This window comes from Cyanobium gracile PCC 6307, from assembly GCF_000316515.1.
GTDB lineage: Bacteria > Cyanobacteriota > Cyanobacteriia > PCC-6307 > Cyanobiaceae > Cyanobium > Cyanobium gracile.
Map to the genome: position 1 here is coordinate 2152676 of NC_019675.1, position 17907 is coordinate 2170582.

20 protein-coding genes are annotated in these 17907 nt (G+C 66.3%); 7 read left to right on the forward strand and 13 right to left on the reverse strand.

Annotated features, from left to right (window positions below; genetic code table 11):
- Window positions 1-1047: a rod shape-determining protein gene (locus tag CYAGR_RS10455; RefSeq protein WP_043327022.1), complete on the reverse strand. Its 1047-nt coding sequence runs from the start codon at window positions 1045-1047 to the stop codon at window positions 1-3.
- A gap of 159 nt (window positions 1048-1206) precedes the next feature.
- Between CYAGR_RS10455 and CYAGR_RS10460 the strand changes: the two genes are divergently transcribed.
- Window positions 1207-1602, forward strand: coding sequence for a single-stranded DNA-binding protein (locus CYAGR_RS10460; protein ID WP_015109779.1), 396 nt, complete (start codon window positions 1207-1209; stop codon window positions 1600-1602).
- A 142-nt stretch (window positions 1603-1744) separates the two neighbouring features.
- Here CYAGR_RS10460 and CYAGR_RS10465 read toward each other — a convergent pair whose 3' ends face one another.
- The 5 genes from CYAGR_RS10465 to ahcY form a co-directional block, all read right to left on the reverse strand.
- The gene (locus CYAGR_RS10465) at window positions 1745-2401 is read right to left on the reverse strand and encodes a DedA family protein (protein ID WP_015109780.1); all 657 of its coding nucleotides are present in this window, start codon (window positions 2399-2401) and stop codon (window positions 1745-1747) included.
- Window positions 2402-2536: 135 nt separating this feature from the next.
- Complete coding sequence (locus CYAGR_RS10470; protein ID WP_015109781.1) at window positions 2537-3436, reverse strand: glycosyltransferase family 2 protein; 900 nt, start codon at window positions 3434-3436, stop codon at window positions 2537-2539.
- An 83-nt stretch (window positions 3437-3519) separates the two neighbouring features.
- Window positions 3520-3891, reverse strand: coding sequence for a GtrA family protein (locus CYAGR_RS10475; protein ID WP_015109782.1), 372 nt, complete (start codon window positions 3889-3891; stop codon window positions 3520-3522).
- 59 nt (window positions 3892-3950) lie between these two features.
- The gene (locus CYAGR_RS18405; RefSeq protein ID WP_156818448.1) at window positions 3951-5483 is read right to left on the reverse strand and encodes a hypothetical protein; all 1533 of its coding nucleotides are present in this window, start codon (window positions 5481-5483) and stop codon (window positions 3951-3953) included.
- Between the two features lie 26 nt (window positions 5484-5509).
- Window positions 5510-6952 (reverse strand): adenosylhomocysteinase, encoded by a 1443-nt coding sequence (gene ahcY, locus CYAGR_RS10485; protein ID WP_015109784.1) that lies wholly within the window; start codon window positions 6950-6952, stop codon window positions 5510-5512.
- A 91-nt stretch (window positions 6953-7043) separates the two neighbouring features.
- On the opposite strand from ahcY, the gene tsaE reads away from it, so the two are divergent.
- On the forward strand, window positions 7044-7562 hold the full coding sequence (gene tsaE / locus CYAGR_RS10490; RefSeq protein WP_015109785.1) for a tRNA (adenosine(37)-N6)-threonylcarbamoyltransferase complex ATPase subunit type 1 TsaE: 519 nt from the start codon (window positions 7044-7046) through the stop codon (window positions 7560-7562).
- Here the strand turns inward: tsaE and mutT are convergent.
- Together mutT and CYAGR_RS10500 are read right to left on the reverse strand one after the other, a co-directional pair.
- Window positions 7525-8703, reverse strand: a complete 1179-nt coding sequence (gene mutT, locus CYAGR_RS10495) for an 8-oxo-dGTP diphosphatase MutT (RefSeq protein ID WP_015109786.1) — start codon at window positions 8701-8703, stop codon at window positions 7525-7527. The two genes, tsaE and mutT, sit on opposite strands and share 38 nt — an antisense overlap.
- A gap of 12 nt (window positions 8704-8715) precedes the next feature.
- On the reverse strand, window positions 8716-9540 hold the full coding sequence (locus CYAGR_RS10500; protein ID WP_051017117.1) for an acyl-CoA dehydrogenase family protein: 825 nt from the start codon (window positions 9538-9540) through the stop codon (window positions 8716-8718).
- 184 nt (window positions 9541-9724) lie between these two features.
- On the opposite strand from CYAGR_RS10500, the gene CYAGR_RS10505 reads away from it, so the two are divergent.
- Window positions 9725-10672 (forward strand): tyrosine-type recombinase/integrase, encoded by a 948-nt coding sequence (locus CYAGR_RS10505; RefSeq protein ID WP_216593343.1) that lies wholly within the window; start codon window positions 9725-9727, stop codon window positions 10670-10672.
- Window positions 10672-11730 (forward strand): IS91 family transposase, encoded by a 1059-nt coding sequence (locus CYAGR_RS10510; RefSeq protein WP_015109140.1) that lies wholly within the window; start codon window positions 10672-10674, stop codon window positions 11728-11730. Before CYAGR_RS10505 ends, CYAGR_RS10510 begins: the two co-directional genes overlap by 1 nt.
- Window positions 11731-12003: 273 nt before the next feature.
- Here the strand turns inward: CYAGR_RS10510 and CYAGR_RS10515 are convergent, their stop codons facing one another.
- A complete protein-coding gene (locus CYAGR_RS10515; protein WP_043325724.1) occupies window positions 12004-12342 on the reverse strand; it encodes an acyl-CoA dehydrogenase family protein in 339 nt (112 codons plus the stop codon).
- A gap of 119 nt (window positions 12343-12461) precedes the next feature.
- Here CYAGR_RS10515 and CYAGR_RS10520 point away from each other — a divergent pair, with 119 nt between their 5' ends.
- Window positions 12462-13133, forward strand: a complete 672-nt coding sequence (locus CYAGR_RS10520; RefSeq protein WP_015109787.1) for a winged helix-turn-helix transcriptional regulator — start codon at window positions 12462-12464, stop codon at window positions 13131-13133.
- A gap of 89 nt (window positions 13134-13222) precedes the next feature.
- The gene (locus CYAGR_RS10525) at window positions 13223-13612 is read left to right on the forward strand and encodes an MAPEG family protein (protein WP_015109788.1); all 390 of its coding nucleotides are present in this window, start codon (window positions 13223-13225) and stop codon (window positions 13610-13612) included.
- A gap of 9 nt (window positions 13613-13621) precedes the next feature.
- Here the strand turns inward: CYAGR_RS10525 and CYAGR_RS10530 are convergent, their stop codons facing one another.
- The 3 genes from CYAGR_RS10530 to mgtE form a co-directional block, all read right to left on the reverse strand.
- A complete protein-coding gene (locus CYAGR_RS10530; protein WP_015109789.1) occupies window positions 13622-14353 on the reverse strand; it encodes a putative 2OG-Fe(II) oxygenase in 732 nt (243 codons plus the stop codon).
- Between the two features lie 65 nt (window positions 14354-14418).
- Window positions 14419-15372: an RpoD/SigA family RNA polymerase sigma factor gene (locus CYAGR_RS10535; RefSeq protein WP_156818600.1), complete on the reverse strand. Its 954-nt coding sequence runs from the start codon at window positions 15370-15372 to the stop codon at window positions 14419-14421.
- Window positions 15373-15619: 247 nt separating this feature from the next.
- On the reverse strand, window positions 15620-16996 hold the full coding sequence (gene mgtE / locus CYAGR_RS10540; protein WP_015109791.1) for a magnesium transporter: 1377 nt from the start codon (window positions 16994-16996) through the stop codon (window positions 15620-15622).
- A 79-nt stretch (window positions 16997-17075) separates the two neighbouring features.
- Between mgtE and CYAGR_RS10545 the strand changes: the two genes are divergently transcribed.
- Window positions 17076-17555 carry a glutathione peroxidase gene (locus tag CYAGR_RS10545; RefSeq protein WP_015109792.1) on the forward strand — a complete coding sequence of 160 codons (480 nt, stop codon included), beginning with the start codon at window positions 17076-17078 and terminating at the stop codon, window positions 17553-17555.
- Between the two features lie 31 nt (window positions 17556-17586).
- Here CYAGR_RS10545 and CYAGR_RS10550 read toward each other — a convergent pair whose 3' ends face one another.
- The gene (locus CYAGR_RS10550) at window positions 17587-17904 is read right to left on the reverse strand and encodes a hypothetical protein (RefSeq protein WP_015109793.1); all 318 of its coding nucleotides are present in this window, start codon (window positions 17902-17904) and stop codon (window positions 17587-17589) included.
- Window positions 17905-17907: the final 3 nt, after the last annotated feature.

A 17907-nucleotide genomic window follows, 5' to 3' on the forward strand; every position in this document is an offset into this window, starting at 1 on the left:
TCAGGCCGTCTGACGGGCGAATTCGGGGGTGTCGAGCACGCGCTCCAGCCGGCTGTAGTCCTCCAGGACCATGCCGCAGCCGTTGACCACGCAGAGCAGGGGGTCCTCGGCCACGTGGGTGAGGATGCCGGTCTCGTGGCTGATGAGGTCGCAGATGCCGCGCACCAGGGCGCCGCCGCCGGCGAGCATGATCCCCCGGTCGACGATGTCGGCCGCCAGTTCGGGAGGGGTGCGCTCCAGGGTGCGCTTGACCGCCTCCACGATCACGTTGAGCGGCTCGGCCATGGCTTCGCGGATGTCTCCGGCCCGGATGTTGATCGTGCGCGGCAGGCCGGAGAGCAGGTGCAGACCCCGCACGTCCATGGAGGTTTCGTCGTGGCCGTCGTCGGGGAAGGCGGAGCCGATGCGGATCTTGATGTCCTCGGCGGTGCGCTCGCCCACCACCAGGTTGTGGACCTTCTTGAGATAGACGCTGATGGCGTCGCTGAGCTCGTCGCCGGCCACCCGCACCGACTCGCTCAGCACGGTGCCGCCCAGGCTCAGCACGGCCACCTCGGTGGTGCCGCCGCCGATGTCGACGATCATCGTGCCCACCGGATCGGTCACCGGCAGACCGGCGCCGATGGCGGCCGCCACCGGCTCATCGATCAGGTGCACCTGCCGGGCCCCGGCCAGGCCGGCCTGATGCACGGCCCGGCGCTCGACACCGGTGACGCCGCTGGGGATGCCGATCACCAGCCGCGGGGCGATCACGCCGCGGCCTTCGTTGCCCTTCTGGATGAAGCTCTTGATCATCTGCTCGGCGGCGTCGAAGTCGGCGATGACGCCGTCGCGCAGGGGCCGGATCGCCCGGATGTTGCCGGGGGTGCGGCCGAGCATCAGCTTGGCCTCCTCGCCCACCGCCAGGGGGGTGCCCCGCTCCAGATCGATCGCCACCACCGACGGCTCCTGCAGCACGATCCCTTTGCCCGAGACGTACATCAGCGTGTTGGCCGTCCCCAGGTCGATGCCGATGTCGCGGGAGAACTGGAAACGGCGGAAAAACACGGGCAAGGCCTCTGGCAGCGGTCAATCATAGGTGGGGCATTCCCGACGGCCCCCCGGGAAGCCGGCGGGTGTGACAACCGGGACGAAGGGTGGAACGGAAAGGGAGAGGCCCCCGATCGGGGTGCCGCATCATTGATCCATTCGTTCCAGGAGCACGCCATGGGCGTCAATTCCATCACCCTCGTCGGCAGAGCCGGCCGCGACCCGGAGGTCCGCTACTTCGAATCCGGCAGCATGGTCGCCAACCTCACCCTGGCGGTGAACCGCCGCAGCCGCGACGACGAGCCCGACTGGTTCAACCTGGAGATCTGGGGCAAGCAGGCCCAGGTGGCCGCCGACTACGTCCGCAAGGGTGCCCTGATCGGCATCATCGGCTCCTTCAAGCTCGACCGCTGGACGGACCGGGCCAGCGGCGAGGAGCGCAGCAAGCCGGTGATCCGCGTCGATCGGCTGGAGCTGCTCGGCAGCAAGCGGGACGCGGAGAGCGGCGGCGGCGGCAGCTTCGGGGGCGGCTTCGGCGGCGGTGAGCCGAGCGAGGAGGAAGTGCCGTTCTGAGGCTTTCGGGCCGGATCTGAAGCCTGGGGGCTTGTGCCAGTGGCCCAGCCGGGTTATCAAGCGTCCTGAAGCCAGAGAAGGCGCCCCACGGGGCGCCTTTTTTACTGTCATGGACCGGGGCGGAGTGCCTGCGGGGCCCGGATCAGGACCGGTGGCGGCTCTGCTTCCAGATCCGCAGCCCCAGCCACGCGGCGCCCGCCAGCACGGCCAACACCAGCAACACCTTCACCACCTTGGCGGCGGGCTCGATCCAGAGCTCAACCTTGGTGTAGCTCTCCCCCAGCGCCAGCCCCGCCAGGGTCAGCAGCAGGGTCCAGATCAGGCTGCCGGCGGTGGTCCAGAGCAGGAAGGGGGTCATCGGCATCATCTCGATGCCGGCGGGCACCGAGATCAAGGTGCGGATGCCGGGCACCAGCCGGCCCCAGAACACCAGCGCCGTGCCATGACGACTGAACCAGCGGCGGCTGCGGCGCAGCTCCTGGGGGCTGATGCCGATCCAGCGGCCGTGGCGTTCGAGCCACTGCTCGATGCGCTCCTCATTCACCAGCCGGCCGATGCCGTACCAGGGAAGGGCGCCGAGCACCGTGCCCAGCAGGCCGGCCAGCACCACCGGCACCAGGGAGAGCTTGCCCTGATGCACAAAAAACCCCCCGAGCGGCATGATCAGCTCGGAGGGAATCGGGGGGAACAGGTTCTCCAGAAACATGGCCGCGAAGATCGCGCCATACCCTGCCGCCGGGTTGGCCTCCACCGCCGCCCCGATCATCTCGGGCAGCTTCTGGACCAGTTCGATCGCCATCGGGGCAGCCGGATCAGAGGCGCCAGTCTTCCACGACGGCCCGGACGCTGCCAGCAGCGCTCCACGCTTCCCCTGTGCAGCAGCCAGCCACAGACGGGGGGCTGGAACACCACGCCATGCGCCGCCGGCCCTGGCTCAGGGATAGGACAGATAGCGCAGATAGCGCATTTCGTAGCGGTTATTGGTGATCTCCTTGAGGATCAGTCCCATGCCGATACTGGCCACGGACAGGGCGAGCAGCACCGAACAGGCGATCAGGGTGGGGAAGCGGGGCACCAGCCCGGTGGCCAGGTAGTCCTGGGCAACCGGAACCAACAGCAGCGAGGCCACAAGTCCGATCAGCCCGCCGAGCGCTACATAAAGGCGCAGTGGATACTCCCGGTGCAGCATGCGGATCGACAGCCAGAGAATCTTCAGGCCATCCCGCCATGTGTTGAGCTTGCTGACACTGCCGCGCCGTGGTCGGATCGTGACCGGCAGCGAGGCGGTGGGCAGAAGCATGCGTGCGCAGTAGATCTCGAGCTCGGCCTCGATCTCAAACTCCAGGCTGATGCAGGGGAAGGTCTTGATGAGGCGACGGGAAAAGACCCGCAGACCACTGAAGACATCTTCACTGCGGACATCGAAGAGGGTCTGGAAAAAACGGGTGAACAGCTGGTTGCCAGCGTCATGGCCACGACGCTGACGAATATCGCCAAGCCGCCGTGTTCCCACCACCATGTCGCAACCCTCGTCGCGGACGAGGGCGATGGCGTCGGCAAGGATCTCCGTGCCATAGGTATCATCGCCGTCGATCATCACATAGATATCCGCCTCCACATCCCGGAACAGTCGTCGCATCGCATTTCCCTTGCCACGGCGCTCCTCACGCATGACTTCAGCACCGGCAGCCCTGGCCCGCTCAGCCGTGCCATCGGTGCTGGCGTTGTCACAGACAACGATGCGAGCAGAATGCAGCTGCTGCCGCAGCTTCATCACCACCTCATGGATGGAAGCCGCTTCATTGAAACAGGGGATCAGAACTGCAACATCCATCCGCAGATCGCCATGTTTCGAAACAATCTAGTCGATACCACCTGTCTAGTCAATCCGAACGTCAAAGGCGAAGAAACGGAAACCTAAGAGGAAAAAACGAGATGCTTCTGGATCAGGTACGAAATCACCGGCAAAATGGGTATCATGAGCAGGGCCGCAAGGTTCTTGCTGATTCCATGGCCAGCCATCAGGGAGATTCCATACCAGTTCAGCCACCAGAGGAACAGGGCCATGAAGGCATAGCTAACAGCTGAACGGAGCGTGAAACCGGACACCTGAAACACCCCCTTCCCATAGAGATAGTAACCCAAGGCCATGTTCAACCCCTGACTGAGCAGGGTGGCCAGGCCGATGGGCAGGATCAGCAACAGCCCCTGCAACATAAGGTTGGTCAGCAACACGTTCAGGGAGCCAACCATCAGGAATCGGCGCTTGCGGCCCAGACCCGGGGCCATCGGCGCAGAAGCTGCCTCGCCAAAACGGTCGTCCTCGTGTGGATGCGGCGCTCCACGTCTCATGGCTTGGTGAGCCGCACATGGCAGGCCAGGGCGTCCTGAACATCTCCGCTCGTGCGATCCGGAGCCTTGGAGATGGGCCCCTTCCACAAGGCATACTTATCCAGACATTGCTGCTCTGATGGCAGGTTGTAAAACACGTCGGGGGTCAGCAGACCCCGCGCACTGATCCACTCACCGGTGCGCGCCCAGAAGTAAACGGGCTGCAGGAAGGAGAAGACCAAAGTGAACCACAACCCAGCCACAACCAACCAGCGCATCAGCTGTCGCAATCGCGAACCATCCCCACCCACAGCGACCAATGCCGTGGCGAATAGGGTTGACATGTAGTAACGCAGCTCCATCGATTGAGGCAGAACCATGAACAGCAGGCTCGTGATCAGCAGCCTTCGCCTCAGAATCAACACAGGGGTCAATGGAAGATGGAGTTTCCCCCTCCATCCGAAAACAGACAGGAAAGCACCCATCAACAAGGCAAGAAACAGCAGCCCATTAGAGCCGCCAGTGAGAATCCACGGATAGTCAGGAGCGGTGGGGAAATACTGCTTCCTGGGCAGATTATGGTTGTGCCAGCTTCTGGAAAAAGAAAAGCCCGCCTCGGAGCGAATGATTGGATCAACCTCAGTGACTGAAACCACAAATGATGCCGCATTGGTGAGCAGGGGAAGTCTCGGAAGGTACTGGATCGGAGATGAGGTGGGCGGCTCAGTTCCACTCAGCCCCAGAATCCTGACTGGATAAAATGGGTTTCCGAAGCGGGAAATATTCAGCAGCGGTTGGGCAAAGATGAGCACGGCGAGCAGGCTCGCCAATACAATCGATCCCCTCCGTGGATGCCACGGCTCTGATCTGCTGGAAGATTGATCTCGCCAGCGAAAGAACAGCGTCGCAATCAAAACAACCACGGCCATGAACAGGCCCTGGAATTTGACATTGGCGGCCAAGACCAAACACAGCAGGCCCAGAAGATCCCACCGCCTGATCCAGGCGGGCGGCCTGGGATCAGCCCCGGGTTCAGCAGCCGGCTGAAAAAGGCAGAGGGACGCTACCAGCACCATGGCGTTGACGAAGAAGTCCTGCAGAGAGGAGCGGAAACCGAACAGGGCGACGGGGAAGGTGAGACAGCAGCAGATCGCAAGAGCCGCGGAGATAGCAAGGAAACGTCGGCAGCTGTAAACCAGCAGCGCCAACGCAAGCAGATTGGGAACGATGAAAAGGCGGGGGTGGTACCAGGCCAGACCAGGCCCTAGAAGAATTCGCCAAAGGGAAGGGAAGCCCTGGTATCGACCTTCAGTGACATTCGTGAAATCAGGGAATCCTGGAAGATGCAGGAACCTTGCCGAATAAGGCAGGTGATACATCAACGAATCTGCCGGGAAAGCATCGAAGAGCAGCAGGGAAAGAAACAGCGCCGTGATCGACGCCGGCAGGGGATGCAAAAGCAGACTCAGCAGGCGGCGAACAGTGGCCAAGGTCATGGTGGACGAGTAAAACAACCAAATAAAAAAGGCTGAACTTTTCAGCTCAGCCAATGAGATTTACGCCGGAAGCGCTGCGCTCAGTAGCGGTAGTGGTCGAGCTTGTAGGGGCCTTCCACTGGCACGGCGATGTAGGCCGCCTGCTCGGCGGTGAGCTCGGTGAGCCGGGCGCCGATCCGGTCTAGGTGCAGGCGGGCCACCATCTCATCAAGGTGCTTGGGCAGGACGTAGACCTCCTTGCCGTACTGGTCGCCCTTGGTGTACAGCTCGATCTGGGCCAGCACCTGGTTGGTGAAGGAGTTGCTCATCACGAAGCTGGGGTGGCCGGTGCCGCAGCCCAGGTTCACCAGACGGCCCTCGGCCAGCAGGATGATCCGGTTGCCGCTCGGCAGGATCACGTGATCCACCTGGGGCTTGATGTTCTCCCAGGCGTACTGCTTGAGGGACGCCACATCGATTTCGTTGTCGAAGTGGCCGATGTTGCACACGATCGCCTGGTTCTTCATGGCGAGCAGGTGCTCGTGGCGGATCACCTGGTAGTTCCCGGTGGCGGTCACGAAGATGTCCACATCCGCCACCACGTCCTCGAGACGCACGACGCGGTAGCCCTCCATGGCGGCCTGCAGGGCGCAGATCGGATCGATCTCGGCGATCATCACCGTGGCGCCGAGCCCGCGCAGGGACTGGGCCGAACCCTTGCCCACGTCGCCGTAGCCGAGCACCAGGGCCACCTTGCCGGCCACCATCACGTCGGTGGCGCGCTTGATGCTGTCGACCAGCGATTCGCGGCAGCCGTAGAGGTTGTCGAACTTGCTCTTGGTGACCGAATCGTTGACGTTGATGGCCGGAAAGGGCAGCTCACCGCTCTTCTGCATCTGGTACAGACGGGCCACGCCGGTGGTGGTCTCCTCGGTGACGCCCTGGATGTTGGCGTAGATGCGGGAGTAGAAGCCGGGCTGCACCGCCAGCCGCTGGCGGATGGAGTTGAACAGGGCCACCTCCTCCTCGCTGGAGGGGTTGTCGAGCACCGAGAGATCCTTCTCGGCCTTGCTGCCGAGCACCACCAGGCCAGTGGCATCGCCACCGTCATCGAGGATCATGTTGGGGGTGCCACCGTCGCCCCACTCGAGGATGCGGTGGGTGAAGGCCCAGTACTCATCAAGGGTTTCGCCCTTGTAGGCGAACACCGGGATGCCGGCGGCGGCGATGGCGGCGGCGGCGTGGTCCTGGGTGGAGAAGATGTTGCAGGAGGCCCAGCGCACCTCGGCGCCGAGGGCCACCAGGGTCTCGATCAGAACGGCGGTCTGGATCGTCATGTGGAGGCTGCCGGCGATCCGGGCGCCCTTCAGGGGCTGCTCGGCACCGAACTTCTCGCGCAGGGCCATCAGGCCGGGCATCTCGGTTTCGGCGATCGCCAGTTCCTTGCGGCCCCAGTCGGCCAGGCCGAGATCGGCGATCACATAGGAACCTGTCGCCTGAAGGCCAGCAAAAGCAGCCTCAGGGCTGGAAGGTGTTGCCACCATGAATGGGAAGCTCCCCGAAGGGAGGACGAAGAAGTGGAAATATCTGCAGAGACGCCGAGGCTTCGGGCTCGCTGCGGGTCAATCTACATCGATGGAATCCACTGACGCGATCGAGGTGTGCCATCTGGCGGACCCCACCGCCACCGACGCCCTGGGGCGGCGGCTGGCGTCGCAGCTGCTCGCGGCTGGTGCCGCTGACGGTGCCCTGCTGCTGCTGCGGGGGGAGCTCGGGGCCGGCAAGACGTCCCTGGTGCAGGGGCTGGCCGCCGCCCTGGGCATCAGCGAGCCGGTCACCAGCCCCACCTTCGCCCTGGCCCAGCACTACGACACCGACAGCGGTTCCGACGCGGGCACCACGGCCCTGGTGCACCTGGATCTCTACCGGCTGGAGCCCGGCGCCGCAGCCGATGAACTGTTCGCCCAGGAGGAGGAGGACGCCCGCGGCCTCGGCGCGGTGCTCGCGGTGGAGTGGCCCGAGCGGCTCAGCTTCCGGCCGGAAGGAGCCTGGGAGGTGGCGTTGAGCCACCGGGAGGATGGCAAGGGCCGCCTGGCCCGGATCACGCCGCCAGGCATCACCCCGCCGCGATCCTCGCCTGCAGCGCCGCGATGATGCGGGCGTTGGCGGCCGGGAAGGGGTAGCTGGAGAGCTGCTCGGGCGCCACCCAGCGCACCTGCTGGGAGGCCAGCGGCTGCGGCTCCCCCGAGCGCCAGCGGCAGAGATGCACCACGAAACGCAGCCGCTTGTGGCTGTAGGCGTGCTCAAGGGTGATCAGCTCCTCCCCCACCGTCACCTCGATGGCCAGCTCCTCGCGCAGCTCGCGCCGGATCGTCGCCTCGATCGCCTCGCCCGGTTCCTGCTTGCCCCCCGGGAACTCCCACAGCCCACCGAGCAGGCCCTCCGGCAGTCGCTGATCGATCAGCACCTGGCCCTGCTCGTTGCGCACCACCCCCACCCCGATCACCTGGAACGGCACGGGCGGAGGGGTGTCCTTCACGGGGAAGCGGCCGGGGTCGCCGGCAGCGTAGGCAGCGCAGTGCGGCTGCCACGGACAGGTGCCGCAGGCGGGCTGGCGGGGGGTGCAGACGCCGGCGCCCAGGTCCATCAGGGCCTGGTTGAAGGCGCGGGGCCGCTGCGGGTCGAGCAGGGTCTCGCTGAGCCGCCAGAACCCGGCCAGCTCCCGCTTCGGCGGAACCGGGTGGGCCACCAGCCGGGCCAGCACCCGCTGGGCGTTGCCGTCGAGGATCGCGAAGGGTCGATCGAAGGCGGAGGAGAGGATGCTGCCGGCGGTGCTGCGGCCGATGCCCGGCAAGGCCATCCAGCCCTCGAGCGTGCGCGGCCAGGGGTCGCCGTCACCCGCGCTGGAGAGCTGGGCGCCGGCGACGAGGTGCCGGGCCCCCGCGTGCAGCCGGCGGGCCCGGGCGTAGTAGCCCAGGCCCTGCCAGAGCATCAGCACGTCGTGCTCGCTGGCGGCGGCGAGGGCGGCGAGGGCGGGAAACGCCGCCATCCAGCGGTGCCAGTAGGGCAGCACCACCGCCAGCTGGGTCTGCTGCAGCATCACCTCGGCGACCCAGATCCCGTAGGCGGCCAGGGGTTCACCGGGCCCGGGGCGAGATCCGTCGCGGTGAAGCTTCCAGGGGATGTGGTGGCGTCCGTCCCGCTCCCACCAGTCGAGAAGGTGCCGGCGCAGTTCGGCGACACGAACCTGCAGGGACGACCCGTCGTCCGGCGGGAGGTGGAGCCGGTCAGCCACGCTCGAGGGACCTCATTCGCAGGGGCTGAGACCGAGCGCCACCCGGCCGGAGAATGTGGTCTGCCTGGCCCGCGGCAGCGGGTGGAACAGGCTCCCGTGGGCGTCCCGGTAGAGCCGCTCGAGCTCCGACGTCCGCATGTAGCCACGCCCGCCGCTCGCCTCGATGGCCAGGCGCACGGTGTCGATGACGGCGTCCGCCAGGACGGCCTTGCGGCTCAGGGTCCGGCTCGAGATCGCATCGTCGTCGTTGGGGAAACCGAGGTCGGCCGCATCGGCGAACATCGCCCCCAGGAGATCGGAGGCCGTGATGTGGGCGTTGCCCATCTCTCCGAGCAGCTGGATGAGGTGCTGGTCGTGGCGGCCCTGAACAAGCCGTCGCGACTCGGCCACGGCGGCATCGGCCACCCCCACGTAGACGGCACAGATCAGGGGCATCGCCGCCGTCACGACAATGTTCCACACCGGGTGCCAGACGTCGGCGGGCCGCAGCAGCGACACGGCGGCATCCGGCACGAATACATCGTCGAGAACGATCGTGTGGGAGCCGGTGGCCCGCATCCCCATGGTGTCCCAGGTGCGCTGGATGCCCACCCCTGGGGCGGAGCGGGGAATCGAGCAGTGGATCACGCCGGGGCCCTGCGGAGCGTCGTCCCAGCGGATGCTCGTCACGATGAGATCAGCGATCTCGCAGCCGCTGGCGGGGGCTTTCCGGGCGGTCACCCGGAAGCCGCCGTCGACCTTCCGGGCCCTGCCGTTGGAGCTCACCCAGTCGGAGGCGCCGGTGCTGACGAGCAGGGCGCCACCGGCCACACGGGAGAGGATGGCGGAGGCGTCCATGCCGTGGTTGAACTAAGCCGCTACGCGGCAGATTGCAAGCCACAGCATAGCTGAACTGCTTCAGTTTCAAGCCGACTGCCCAAGGTTCTAGCGCCATGCCACTGGCGCGGAACTGCAAGCATGTCTTGAGCAGCGACAGGAGAGCGCGACCGTCGGGAAGACACTGAGGGATGCACGTCCTCGGATGTGCTTTCCCCCTTCATCTTCCCGCTGGGAAGCTGCTGAGATGAATACTGCAGAACAGGAGCGTTTTGATCGCCTGTTTGATGCCAATCTGCAAGCCATGCAGCTGCATGGCTTGCGCGACAAAACAATTGATAGCTACAGCCGAACATTGCGGCGAGTCGCCGGCCATTTTGGTCGTTGCCCCGATGATCTCAGCCCTGATGAGTTAAAGAGCTACTTTGCCGCTCTGCTGGAGCAGTATTCATGGAGCACAATCAAGGTGGATCTCTGCAGCCTGCAGTTCTTCCATCGCTATGTGCTCGATCGCGAGATGGAGTGGATCAAAATCATTCGCCCTCCCCGTGTACGCACTCTCCCGGACATTCCCACCCGAGAGGAAGTGCATGCGTTGATCAATACGGTACGCAAGTTGCGTTATCGCATCTTCCTGCTGGCGGTCTACAGCCTGGGTCTGCGAATCAGTGAAGGCCTGGGACTGGAGGTGGCGGACATTGACGGCAGCCAAAGACGTGTGCACCTCCGCGATGCGAAAGGCGGTAAGGATCGCTATGTCCCCATCCCCGATCTCACGCTCCAATCGTTGCGCAGGTTCTGGACAACCCACCGTCACCCCCGTCTGCTCTTCCCCAGTCCGGCCGGAAGCCAGTTCATCGTCCGGATGGCGAGCGCACCGATGGATGCCAGCGGTGTCCAGGCCGCGCTCAAGGCCGCCCGCAAGGAGTGTGGCATCGAGAAACGGCTCACAGTGCACTCCCTGCGCCATGCCTATGCCACCCACCTGCTGGAGCAAGGGATGGATCTACGCCTGATCCAATCGTTGCTCGGCCACAGCAACAGCAACACCACAGCGCGTTACGCCCACATCACCCATGTGGTGCGCGATCACACCAGCGATCGGATCGAGACGCTGCTGAGCGGCTTCCAGCTTCGTTGGGAGGAAGGCTGATGCTTCTCCTCTCCCATCTGGTGGCGCGCTATCAGGGTGAGCTGGAGCGCCGCCATGGCCATCAGCTGCTGCCAAGCCACCGCCAGGCCCTGCAGGCGATGGGACGTTGCCGCCAGAGCGGCAGTGACGTCATGCGGCTGCAATGCTCCGATTGTGAGCACAGCATCCGCATCCCCCATTCCTGTGGACACCGCAGTTGCCCACACTGCCAACATCATGAAAGTCAACAGTGGATCGAACGACAACGGGCCAAGCTGCTGCCAGTGGAGTACTTCCTGATCACCTTCACCGTGCCTGCAGAACTCAGGCAGATCTTCTGGCAGCAGCAACGATTGGCCTATGATCTACTGCTGAAAACAGCCTGGGAAACGATCGATTCCTTTGCCCGCCGTGATCCGAAACTGAGAGGGAAGATTGGCGCCCATGCCGTTCTGCACACCCACAACCGGCGGCTTGAGTACCATCCCCACGTGCATCTGATTGTGCCCGCAGGTGCGATCAACGTGCAGAAACGGCAGTGGAGGGACAAAGTGGCAGGGTACCTGTTCCCGGCCGGCAACCTGGCGAGGGTGTTCCGCGCCAAATGGTACGAGGGGATGCGCCGTCTGGGCTTGCGGCTCAAGACTCCACTGCCAAGAGAGTGGATTGTGAACTGCAAATCGGTGGGCAGGGGCGAAAAGGCCTTGGTGTATCTGGGGCGCTACCTCTACCGTGGAGTATTGCCGGAGAAGAACATCATTGCCGACCATGAGGGCAAAGTCAGCTTCTGCTATCAGGACAACAAGGGAACGCGCCAGGTTCGCACACTACCGGGCGGAGAGTTTCTGTGGCTGCTGCTGCGGCATGTCCTGCCGAGACGCTTCCGGCGTGTACGGGATTACGGCCTGCTGCATGGCAATGCCAAACGACTGATCCAAGGGGTGCAATTGCTGCTCAGGGTGGAATTGCCGATTCCAGAGCTTCCCCGCGAGAAAGCGCCTATGCTCTGCCCCCTGTGCCAGGGACAGATGCGCATCATCGCACTGCGAGAACGAGGGATGACGCCGCTGCTGTGCTGAGGCTGACAAGAATGCTGGGAAGATATCCCTGAATGTAGCCAGCAGACACTGAGCAGATCCGTTCAGCTCCAGAGAACTGAACGGCCAGCTCAGCTGCGCTCTAGATTCGGCTGAGGCATGGCAAGGTTCAACGATGCCCCAAACGGCAGGCATTTGCACTCAGGAGAAAGCCAAAGATATCCTGAAAACTGGCCGGATGTTTCTGCAGTAAGCCATCAGGCTCCATCGTTGCAGGCTTGTTCAACTTCGGATAAGATCGTGGCTGCGCACGATCTATCCATAATCGTTGTGGCGCCAGAGCTGGAACGCCACGAGGTGCGCATGCATCGAGAGGGTGAGCGCCACCGCCGGATCGAAGCGGGCGAGGGTGCGGAGGATGGCCCCCATGTCGGCATGGCTGGCGCCGGCGCCGCCGAGGACGGCGGGGACGAGCGCCACCGTGACGCCTTCGGCCCGCAGATGGTCGAAGGCGGGCCGGGAGATGTCTCCAGCCGCGTCGTGACGGCCGGCATCGGCCCTGAGGCGCTCGCCGATGGTTTCGGCGATGGCGATCCACTGCTCCGTGGTGCGCGGTGTGGCCGCCCGTCCGGCGGCGGTGAGGGATGTGGTCATGGCTGGAGCCTGTATGGGTCCTGGATCGGACCGTACGAAGATGGGTCGGTTCCAACTAGTCCAGATTCTGGACCTGATCGATCCGGACGCTCGAACCCGGCAGCCCGAGGAGGAATCCCATGACCGCAGCAGACGACGGGTATGGGCAGTACTGCCCCATCGCCAGGGCGCTCGATGTGCTCGGCGAGCGCTGGACACTGCTGATCCTGCGGGATCTGCTCACGGGCACCGACAGGTTCAACGACCTCGCCCGCGGGCTCCCGGGGTTGTCACGGAGTCTGCTCAGCAAGCGGCTCCACCAGCTGGAGACCGCCGGACTCGTGGTGCATGCGGGGGGAACCTACGGGCTCACCGAGGCCGGAAAAGACCTCGAGCCGATGGTGTTCGGCCTTGGAGCCTGGGGGGTGCGCTGGTTGTTCGGGGAGCCGCGGCCCGAGGAGTGCAACAGCGATCTGCTGGTGTGGTGGATGCATCGCCGGCTCGACACCTCGGTGCTCCCCGGCAGGCGCGTGGTGATCCACGTGCGCTTCCGGGACGATCGGCGTCTGTACTGGATCGTGGTCGATGCGGCCGGGCCGTCGATGTGCACGGCGGATCCCGGCTTCGAGGTCGACGTGACGATCAGCTCCGATGTGAGCTCCCTCTATCAGGTATGGCTTGGGCGCCTCACCATCCGGGAGGCCCTGCGTGCCCGCCGGCTGGCCTTCGACGGGCCCTCCGTCCTGACCCAGCAGATGCCCGCGGCGCTGCGGCTGAGCCCGATGGCCGCTGCGGTCCGCCAGGCGGGCTGAGGCGGACGCCGCCGCCGTGAGCAGCACCGCCAGCGCCACACTCGGTCCCCCCATCGCGTGGGAACCTTGGAACCGATCGCCCGCTCCCCATGGTTCCGCCCATTCCGGCCCTTGTGACGGTGCTGGCCCTCCTCACCTACCAGGCCACGGGGCTCCTGGTGGGGCGGGCACGGGTCGTGCACGGGGTGAAACCGCCGGCGATGACCGGCCCCGCTGCCTTCGAGCGGGCGCTGCGGGTGCAGCAGAACACCCTCGAGCAACTGGTGTTCTTCCTGCCGAGCTTCTGGCTGGCAGTGCTCCTCGACAACGCCGCCATCGCCTCGGCCCTCGGGCTGGTGTGGGTGGGAGGGCGGATCGCCTATGCCGCGGGATACCTCCAGGCTGCGGAAAAACGCGGCCCTGGATTCGGCATCAGCTTCCTGAGCGGCGCCGTGCTGCTGGTGATGGCGGTGGCGGGCGCCCTGCGGGCCGCACTCTGAAGGGCCCGATCAGGCGAATCCCCCAGGCCTCGGCCGGACACTGGAAAGGGAGACATTGCCCGGGGCGGGAGCGGCTGCGGGCCTCGGCGGCGGCTGGGGCACGGCCACCACGTTGAAGGCGATCGACCAGCGTTCCCCCTCGCCCCGGAACGGCGGCACCGAGTGGGGTTGCCAGGCCGGAAACACGTAGAAGTCACCGGGCACCGGCAGCACGTAGTGGGCCATGCCGGTGCGGAAGCTCTGGATGTGCCATTCCTCCGGGCCGTGGAAACAGAGCTGGCCGTCGAAGCTGTCGGCCCGGATCTGGGGCGGCACCTGCAGGAACAGCACGCCGGAGAAGCTGCCGCCGTGGGTGTGGGTGGGGTTGTAGTCGCCGGCACGCTGGGCGTTGAGCCACAGATCGATCATCTGCAGGCCGTAGCGACCCGGCGTCCAGGGGCCCCGCCCCTGGGGAGGCTGCTGGTCGATCACGTGGCGGATCCAGCGCTCGCAGGCCGGCAGGATCACCGAGCGGCAGAGTTCGGCGGCGGCGGGGTGGTCGGGGCCGAGCTCCCGCTGCTGGGTGAGCTGGCCGGCCAGCTTCACCGAGGCGTCGGGACTGCGCTCGGGCGCGGCCAGCACCGCCCGGGCCATGGCCTGCAAATCGGCCAGCTGCGAAGGGCCCAGATGGCCCTGAAGCAGGTAGCGGGGAAAGAGACTGATCACCTCCATCGTCGGATCCTCCGAGGCTGCGGGGGGCATGCCGGCCATGGGAGGGGGAGGTGCGAGCGGTTCCAAGCCTCGCAAACGGACCGCCCGGGAGGGCCTCAGATGGCCACGTAGGCCTCGACGGCGTCGCTGAGGCGGCGCAGACCCGCCAGGCCGTCGCGCTCCAGGTTGCGCACCCGGTCGCGGCTGATGCCCAGGATGCGGCCGATGCCGGTGAGGCTCATCGGCTCCTCGCCGTCGATGCCGTAGCGCATCTTCAGCACCCGCCCCTGCAGTTCCGGCAGCTGCTCCAGCAGCGCCCGCAGGTCCCCCTTGAGGCATTCGCCGTCCACCAGATCGGCGGGCAGCAGGTCGTCGCCGGCCAGCAGATCCAGCAGCTCGGTGTCCTCACCGTCGCCCACCTTCGTCTCCAGGCTCACCGGCTGGCGGGCCCGGCACAGGAGGTCCTTCACCTCCTCCTCGGGCAGTTCCACCGCCACGGCCAGTTCGCTCAGGGTGGGGGTGCGGCCCAGCTCCTGGCTGAGCTCCCTTTGGCCCTTCTTGAGCTTGTTGAGGGTTTCGGTGATGTGGATCGGCAGGCGGATCGTGCGGCTCTTCTCGGCGATCGCCCGTGTGATGCCCTGGCGGATCCACCAGTAGGCGTAGGTGGAGAACTTGTAGCCGCGGGTGGGATCGAACTTCTCGACGCCCCGCACCAGGCCGATGGTGCCCTCCTGGATCAGGTCCAGGAGTTCCATGTTCCGCTTGGTGTACTTCTTGGCGACGCTCACCACCAGGCGCAGGTTGGCGGCCACCATGCGCTCCTTGGCGCGGCGGCCGGCGTGCAGGCGCTTGCGCAGCACCTCCGGCCGCAGGCCCGCTGCCGCCGCCAGTTCCTGCTGGCTGGGATCGGTGCCGCCGGCGCGCATCTTCAGCTCCTCGCGGAGCTCCTCGAGGGCCATCAGCTCCTGCACCTGGCGGCCCAGGGTGATCTCCTGCTCATGGCTGAGCAGCGGCACCCGGCCGATGTCCCGCAGGTAGGAGCGGACCAGGTCGCCGTCCACCGGCGGCATGGAGCGGCCGGGGGAGGCGCGGACCACGGTCTGAACCGTGTCGGAGACCTGGAGCGTCTCGGCCATCTGGACCGTGTCGGAAGTCGTGGGCTGGGCGAAGGCGAGGGCGACGACCATGGATCCGATCCATAACTGTCTGTAAAGCGTAACATCACGAAGTGTGAACTCCTCTCAGAAACGGGAGTGGCCCAAAAGCCCGTTCCGATGGGGCTCATGGGCCGTCGCGGCCCCCCAGCACAGGCCCGGATCAGCCGCCGCCGAGCCGCGGCAGCAGCAGTTGGGCGGTCCTGAGGTAGATGAACACGCCGGCCACGTCGGTGGCCGTGGTGATGAACGGGGCCGACATCAGGGCCGGATCCAGCCCCAGGCGGTCGAACAGCAGGGGCAGGGCCGCACCGGCGGTGGCGGCCAGGGTGGTGATGGCCACCAGGCTGATGCCGGCTGCGGTGGCCACCAGGGCACTGCCCCCCATGGTCCAGGCCCAGGGCACCACCACCACCGCCAGCAGGCCGCCCAGCAGCGCCCCGGCCACCAGTTCCCGGCCGATCGTGCGCCAGGGGCCCAGGGACTGCAGTCGCTGGGTGCTCAGACCCCGGATGACCACGGTGGAGCTCTGAGCGCCCACGTTGCCACCGGTGCCGATCAGCAGCGGAATGAAGGCCGCCAGCAGCACCACCTGTTTCAGCACGTGCTGCTCGGAGGCGATCACCGCCGAGGTGCCGGTGTTGGCCACCAGCAGCACCAGCAGCCACACCACCCGGCGCCTGGCCACGGTGAACAGGTTGCTGCGGAAATAGTCGTCCTCGTCACCGGCCTGCACGGCGCCGGCGGCGTAGAGGTCCCGGGTGGCCTCCTGCTGGATCACGTCGATGACGTCGTCGACGGTGACGATCCCTACCAGCCGCTGCTCCCGGTCCACCACCGGTACGGCCAGGAAGTCGTAGCGCTGGATCACCCGGGCCACCTCCTCCTGGTCGGTGTCGGTGCTGACGCTCATCACCTCCCGGGTCATCACGTCCCCGAGCCGGTCCTCCGGATCGGCCGTCACCAGATCCCGCAGCGACAGCATGCCGCTGAGATGCCGGGAGGCATCGGTCACGTAGAGGCTGTAGATGGTCTCGGTGTCCCGGGCCCGACGTCGCACGATGTCGAGGGCCTGCTGGGCGCTGTGGAATTCCTTGAGGTCGATGAACTCGGTCGTCATCAGGCGACCGGCGGTCTCGGCCTCGTAGCCGAGCATCTGGGCGGTGACCCGCCGCTCCGCCGGGCTCAGCTCCGCCAGCAGCCGCCGGACCACCTTGGCCGGCAGTTCGTCGAAGAGCCGCACCCGGTCGTCCGGGGACATCTCCTCCACCAGTTCCAGCACCTCGCCGGAGCGCAGCCGCTCCAGCAGGCTCTGCTGCACCGAGCCATCGAGGTACTCGTAGACCTCGATGGCCTCGTTCTTGGGCAGCAGCCGGAAGGCGAGGGCCTGGAGCGTGCGCGGCAGGGTGCCGATCGCCTCGGCGGCATCCACCGGCTGCACGGGTTGCAGCAGCAGCTTGGCGCCGTCGTAGTTCCCTGCCTGCAGCAGCCCCTCCAGCTGGCGGGCCACCACCTCGGCGACGGCGGAGGCCTCAGCCATCGCTCCTCGGATGCCGGTGGATACGAGTGTATGGGCTGGGCCGCTAGGGTCCGCGGCGTTCTCCCCTCCCCAGGAACCCATGGCCGTGAACGTGAGCGACGTGGTGGTGCGCACCGCCGCCGGCCAGGAGCGCCGACTCGGCGAGTGGGCCGGCCAGGTGCTGCTGATCGTCAACGTGGCCAGCCGCTGCGGCTTCACCCGTCAGTACGCCGGCCTGCAGGCCCTCCAGGACCGCTTCGGCTCCCAGGGCTTCGCCGTGCTCGGCTTCCCCTGCAACGACTTCGGCGCCCAGGAGCCGGGCACCCTCGACGAGATCCAGCAGTTCTGCTCCACCACCTTCGGCATCGGCTTCGAGCTGTTCGACAAGGTGCACGCCACCGGCTCCAAGACGGCCCCCTACGACACCCTCACCCAGGCGGAGCCGGCGGGCGACGTGGCCTGGAACTTCGAGAAGTTCCTGATCGGCAAGGACGGCAGCGTGGTGGCCCGCTTCAAGAGCGCCGTGGAGCCGGACGGGGCCGAGCTGACCGCCGCGATCGAGAAGGCCCTGGCGGCCTGAGCCGGCGGGAGCTGGCCCGATCGGGTGGGACTCAGCCGGGCAGCCAGCCCCGGCTGGCCCGGCCGTCCGCGGTGGAGGCCTCCACCCGCAGCCAGCGGCGGCCGCCGGGCTCGAGCCATTCCCGCAGCACCCGCAGTGGGGCGCCAGTTTCGAGGCGCACCAGCACCGGTGCCTGGCAGCGGGGGGCGCAGTGAAGACCATGGCTGCCGCTGCTGATCAGGGGCTCAGCCTGGCGCTCCCGCCGCCGCACCTCCGGCAGTCGCCGCTCGCCGCCGCCGGCGGGCAGGGCGGCGGGGGCCATCAGGGCGAAGCCCAGAAGGGCGGCCCAGCGCCAGGCCGGCAGAGGCATCGC

Coding starts and splice junctions, on each gene's coding strand:
- CYAGR_RS10460 (WP_015109779.1), top strand. CDS start 1,207: ATGGGCGTCAATTCCATCACCCTCGTCGGCAGAGCCGGCCGCGACCCG.
- CYAGR_RS10465 (WP_015109780.1), bottom strand. CDS start 2,401: ATGGCGATCGAACTGGTCCAGAAGCTGCCCGAGATGATCGGGGCGGCG.
- CYAGR_RS10470 (WP_015109781.1), bottom strand. CDS start 3,436: ATGGATGTTGCAGTTCTGATCCCCTGTTTCAATGAAGCGGCTTCCATC.
- CYAGR_RS10475 (WP_015109782.1), bottom strand. CDS start 3,891: ATGGCCCCGGGTCTGGGCCGCAAGCGCCGATTCCTGATGGTTGGCTCC.
- ahcY (WP_015109784.1), bottom strand. CDS start 6,952: ATGGTGGCAACACCTTCCAGCCCTGAGGCTGCTTTTGCTGGCCTTCAG.
- tsaE (WP_015109785.1), top strand. CDS start 7,044: ATGGAATCCACTGACGCGATCGAGGTGTGCCATCTGGCGGACCCCACC.
- CYAGR_RS10500 (WP_051017117.1), bottom strand. CDS start 9,540: ATGGACGCCTCCGCCATCCTCTCCCGTGTGGCCGGTGGCGCCCTGCTC.
- CYAGR_RS10505 (WP_216593343.1), top strand. CDS start 9,725: ATGTGCTTTCCCCCTTCATCTTCCCGCTGGGAAGCTGCTGAGATGAAT.
- CYAGR_RS10510 (WP_015109140.1), top strand. CDS start 10,672: ATGCTTCTCCTCTCCCATCTGGTGGCGCGCTATCAGGGTGAGCTGGAG.
- CYAGR_RS10515 (WP_043325724.1), bottom strand. CDS start 12,342: ATGACCACATCCCTCACCGCCGCCGGACGGGCGGCCACACCGCGCACC.
- CYAGR_RS10520 (WP_015109787.1), top strand. CDS start 12,462: ATGACCGCAGCAGACGACGGGTATGGGCAGTACTGCCCCATCGCCAGG.
- CYAGR_RS10525 (WP_015109788.1), top strand. CDS start 13,223: ATGGTTCCGCCCATTCCGGCCCTTGTGACGGTGCTGGCCCTCCTCACC.
- CYAGR_RS10530 (WP_015109789.1), bottom strand. CDS start 14,353: ATGCCCCCCGCAGCCTCGGAGGATCCGACGATGGAGGTGATCAGTCTC.
- CYAGR_RS10535 (WP_156818600.1), bottom strand. CDS start 15,372: ATGCCGCCGGTGGACGGCGACCTGGTCCGCTCCTACCTGCGGGACATC.
- mgtE (WP_015109791.1), bottom strand. CDS start 16,996: ATGGCTGAGGCCTCCGCCGTCGCCGAGGTGGTGGCCCGCCAGCTGGAG.
- CYAGR_RS10545 (WP_015109792.1), top strand. CDS start 17,076: ATGGCCGTGAACGTGAGCGACGTGGTGGTGCGCACCGCCGCCGGCCAG.
- CYAGR_RS10550 (WP_015109793.1), bottom strand. CDS start 17,904: ATGCCTCTGCCGGCCTGGCGCTGGGCCGCCCTTCTGGGCTTCGCCCTG.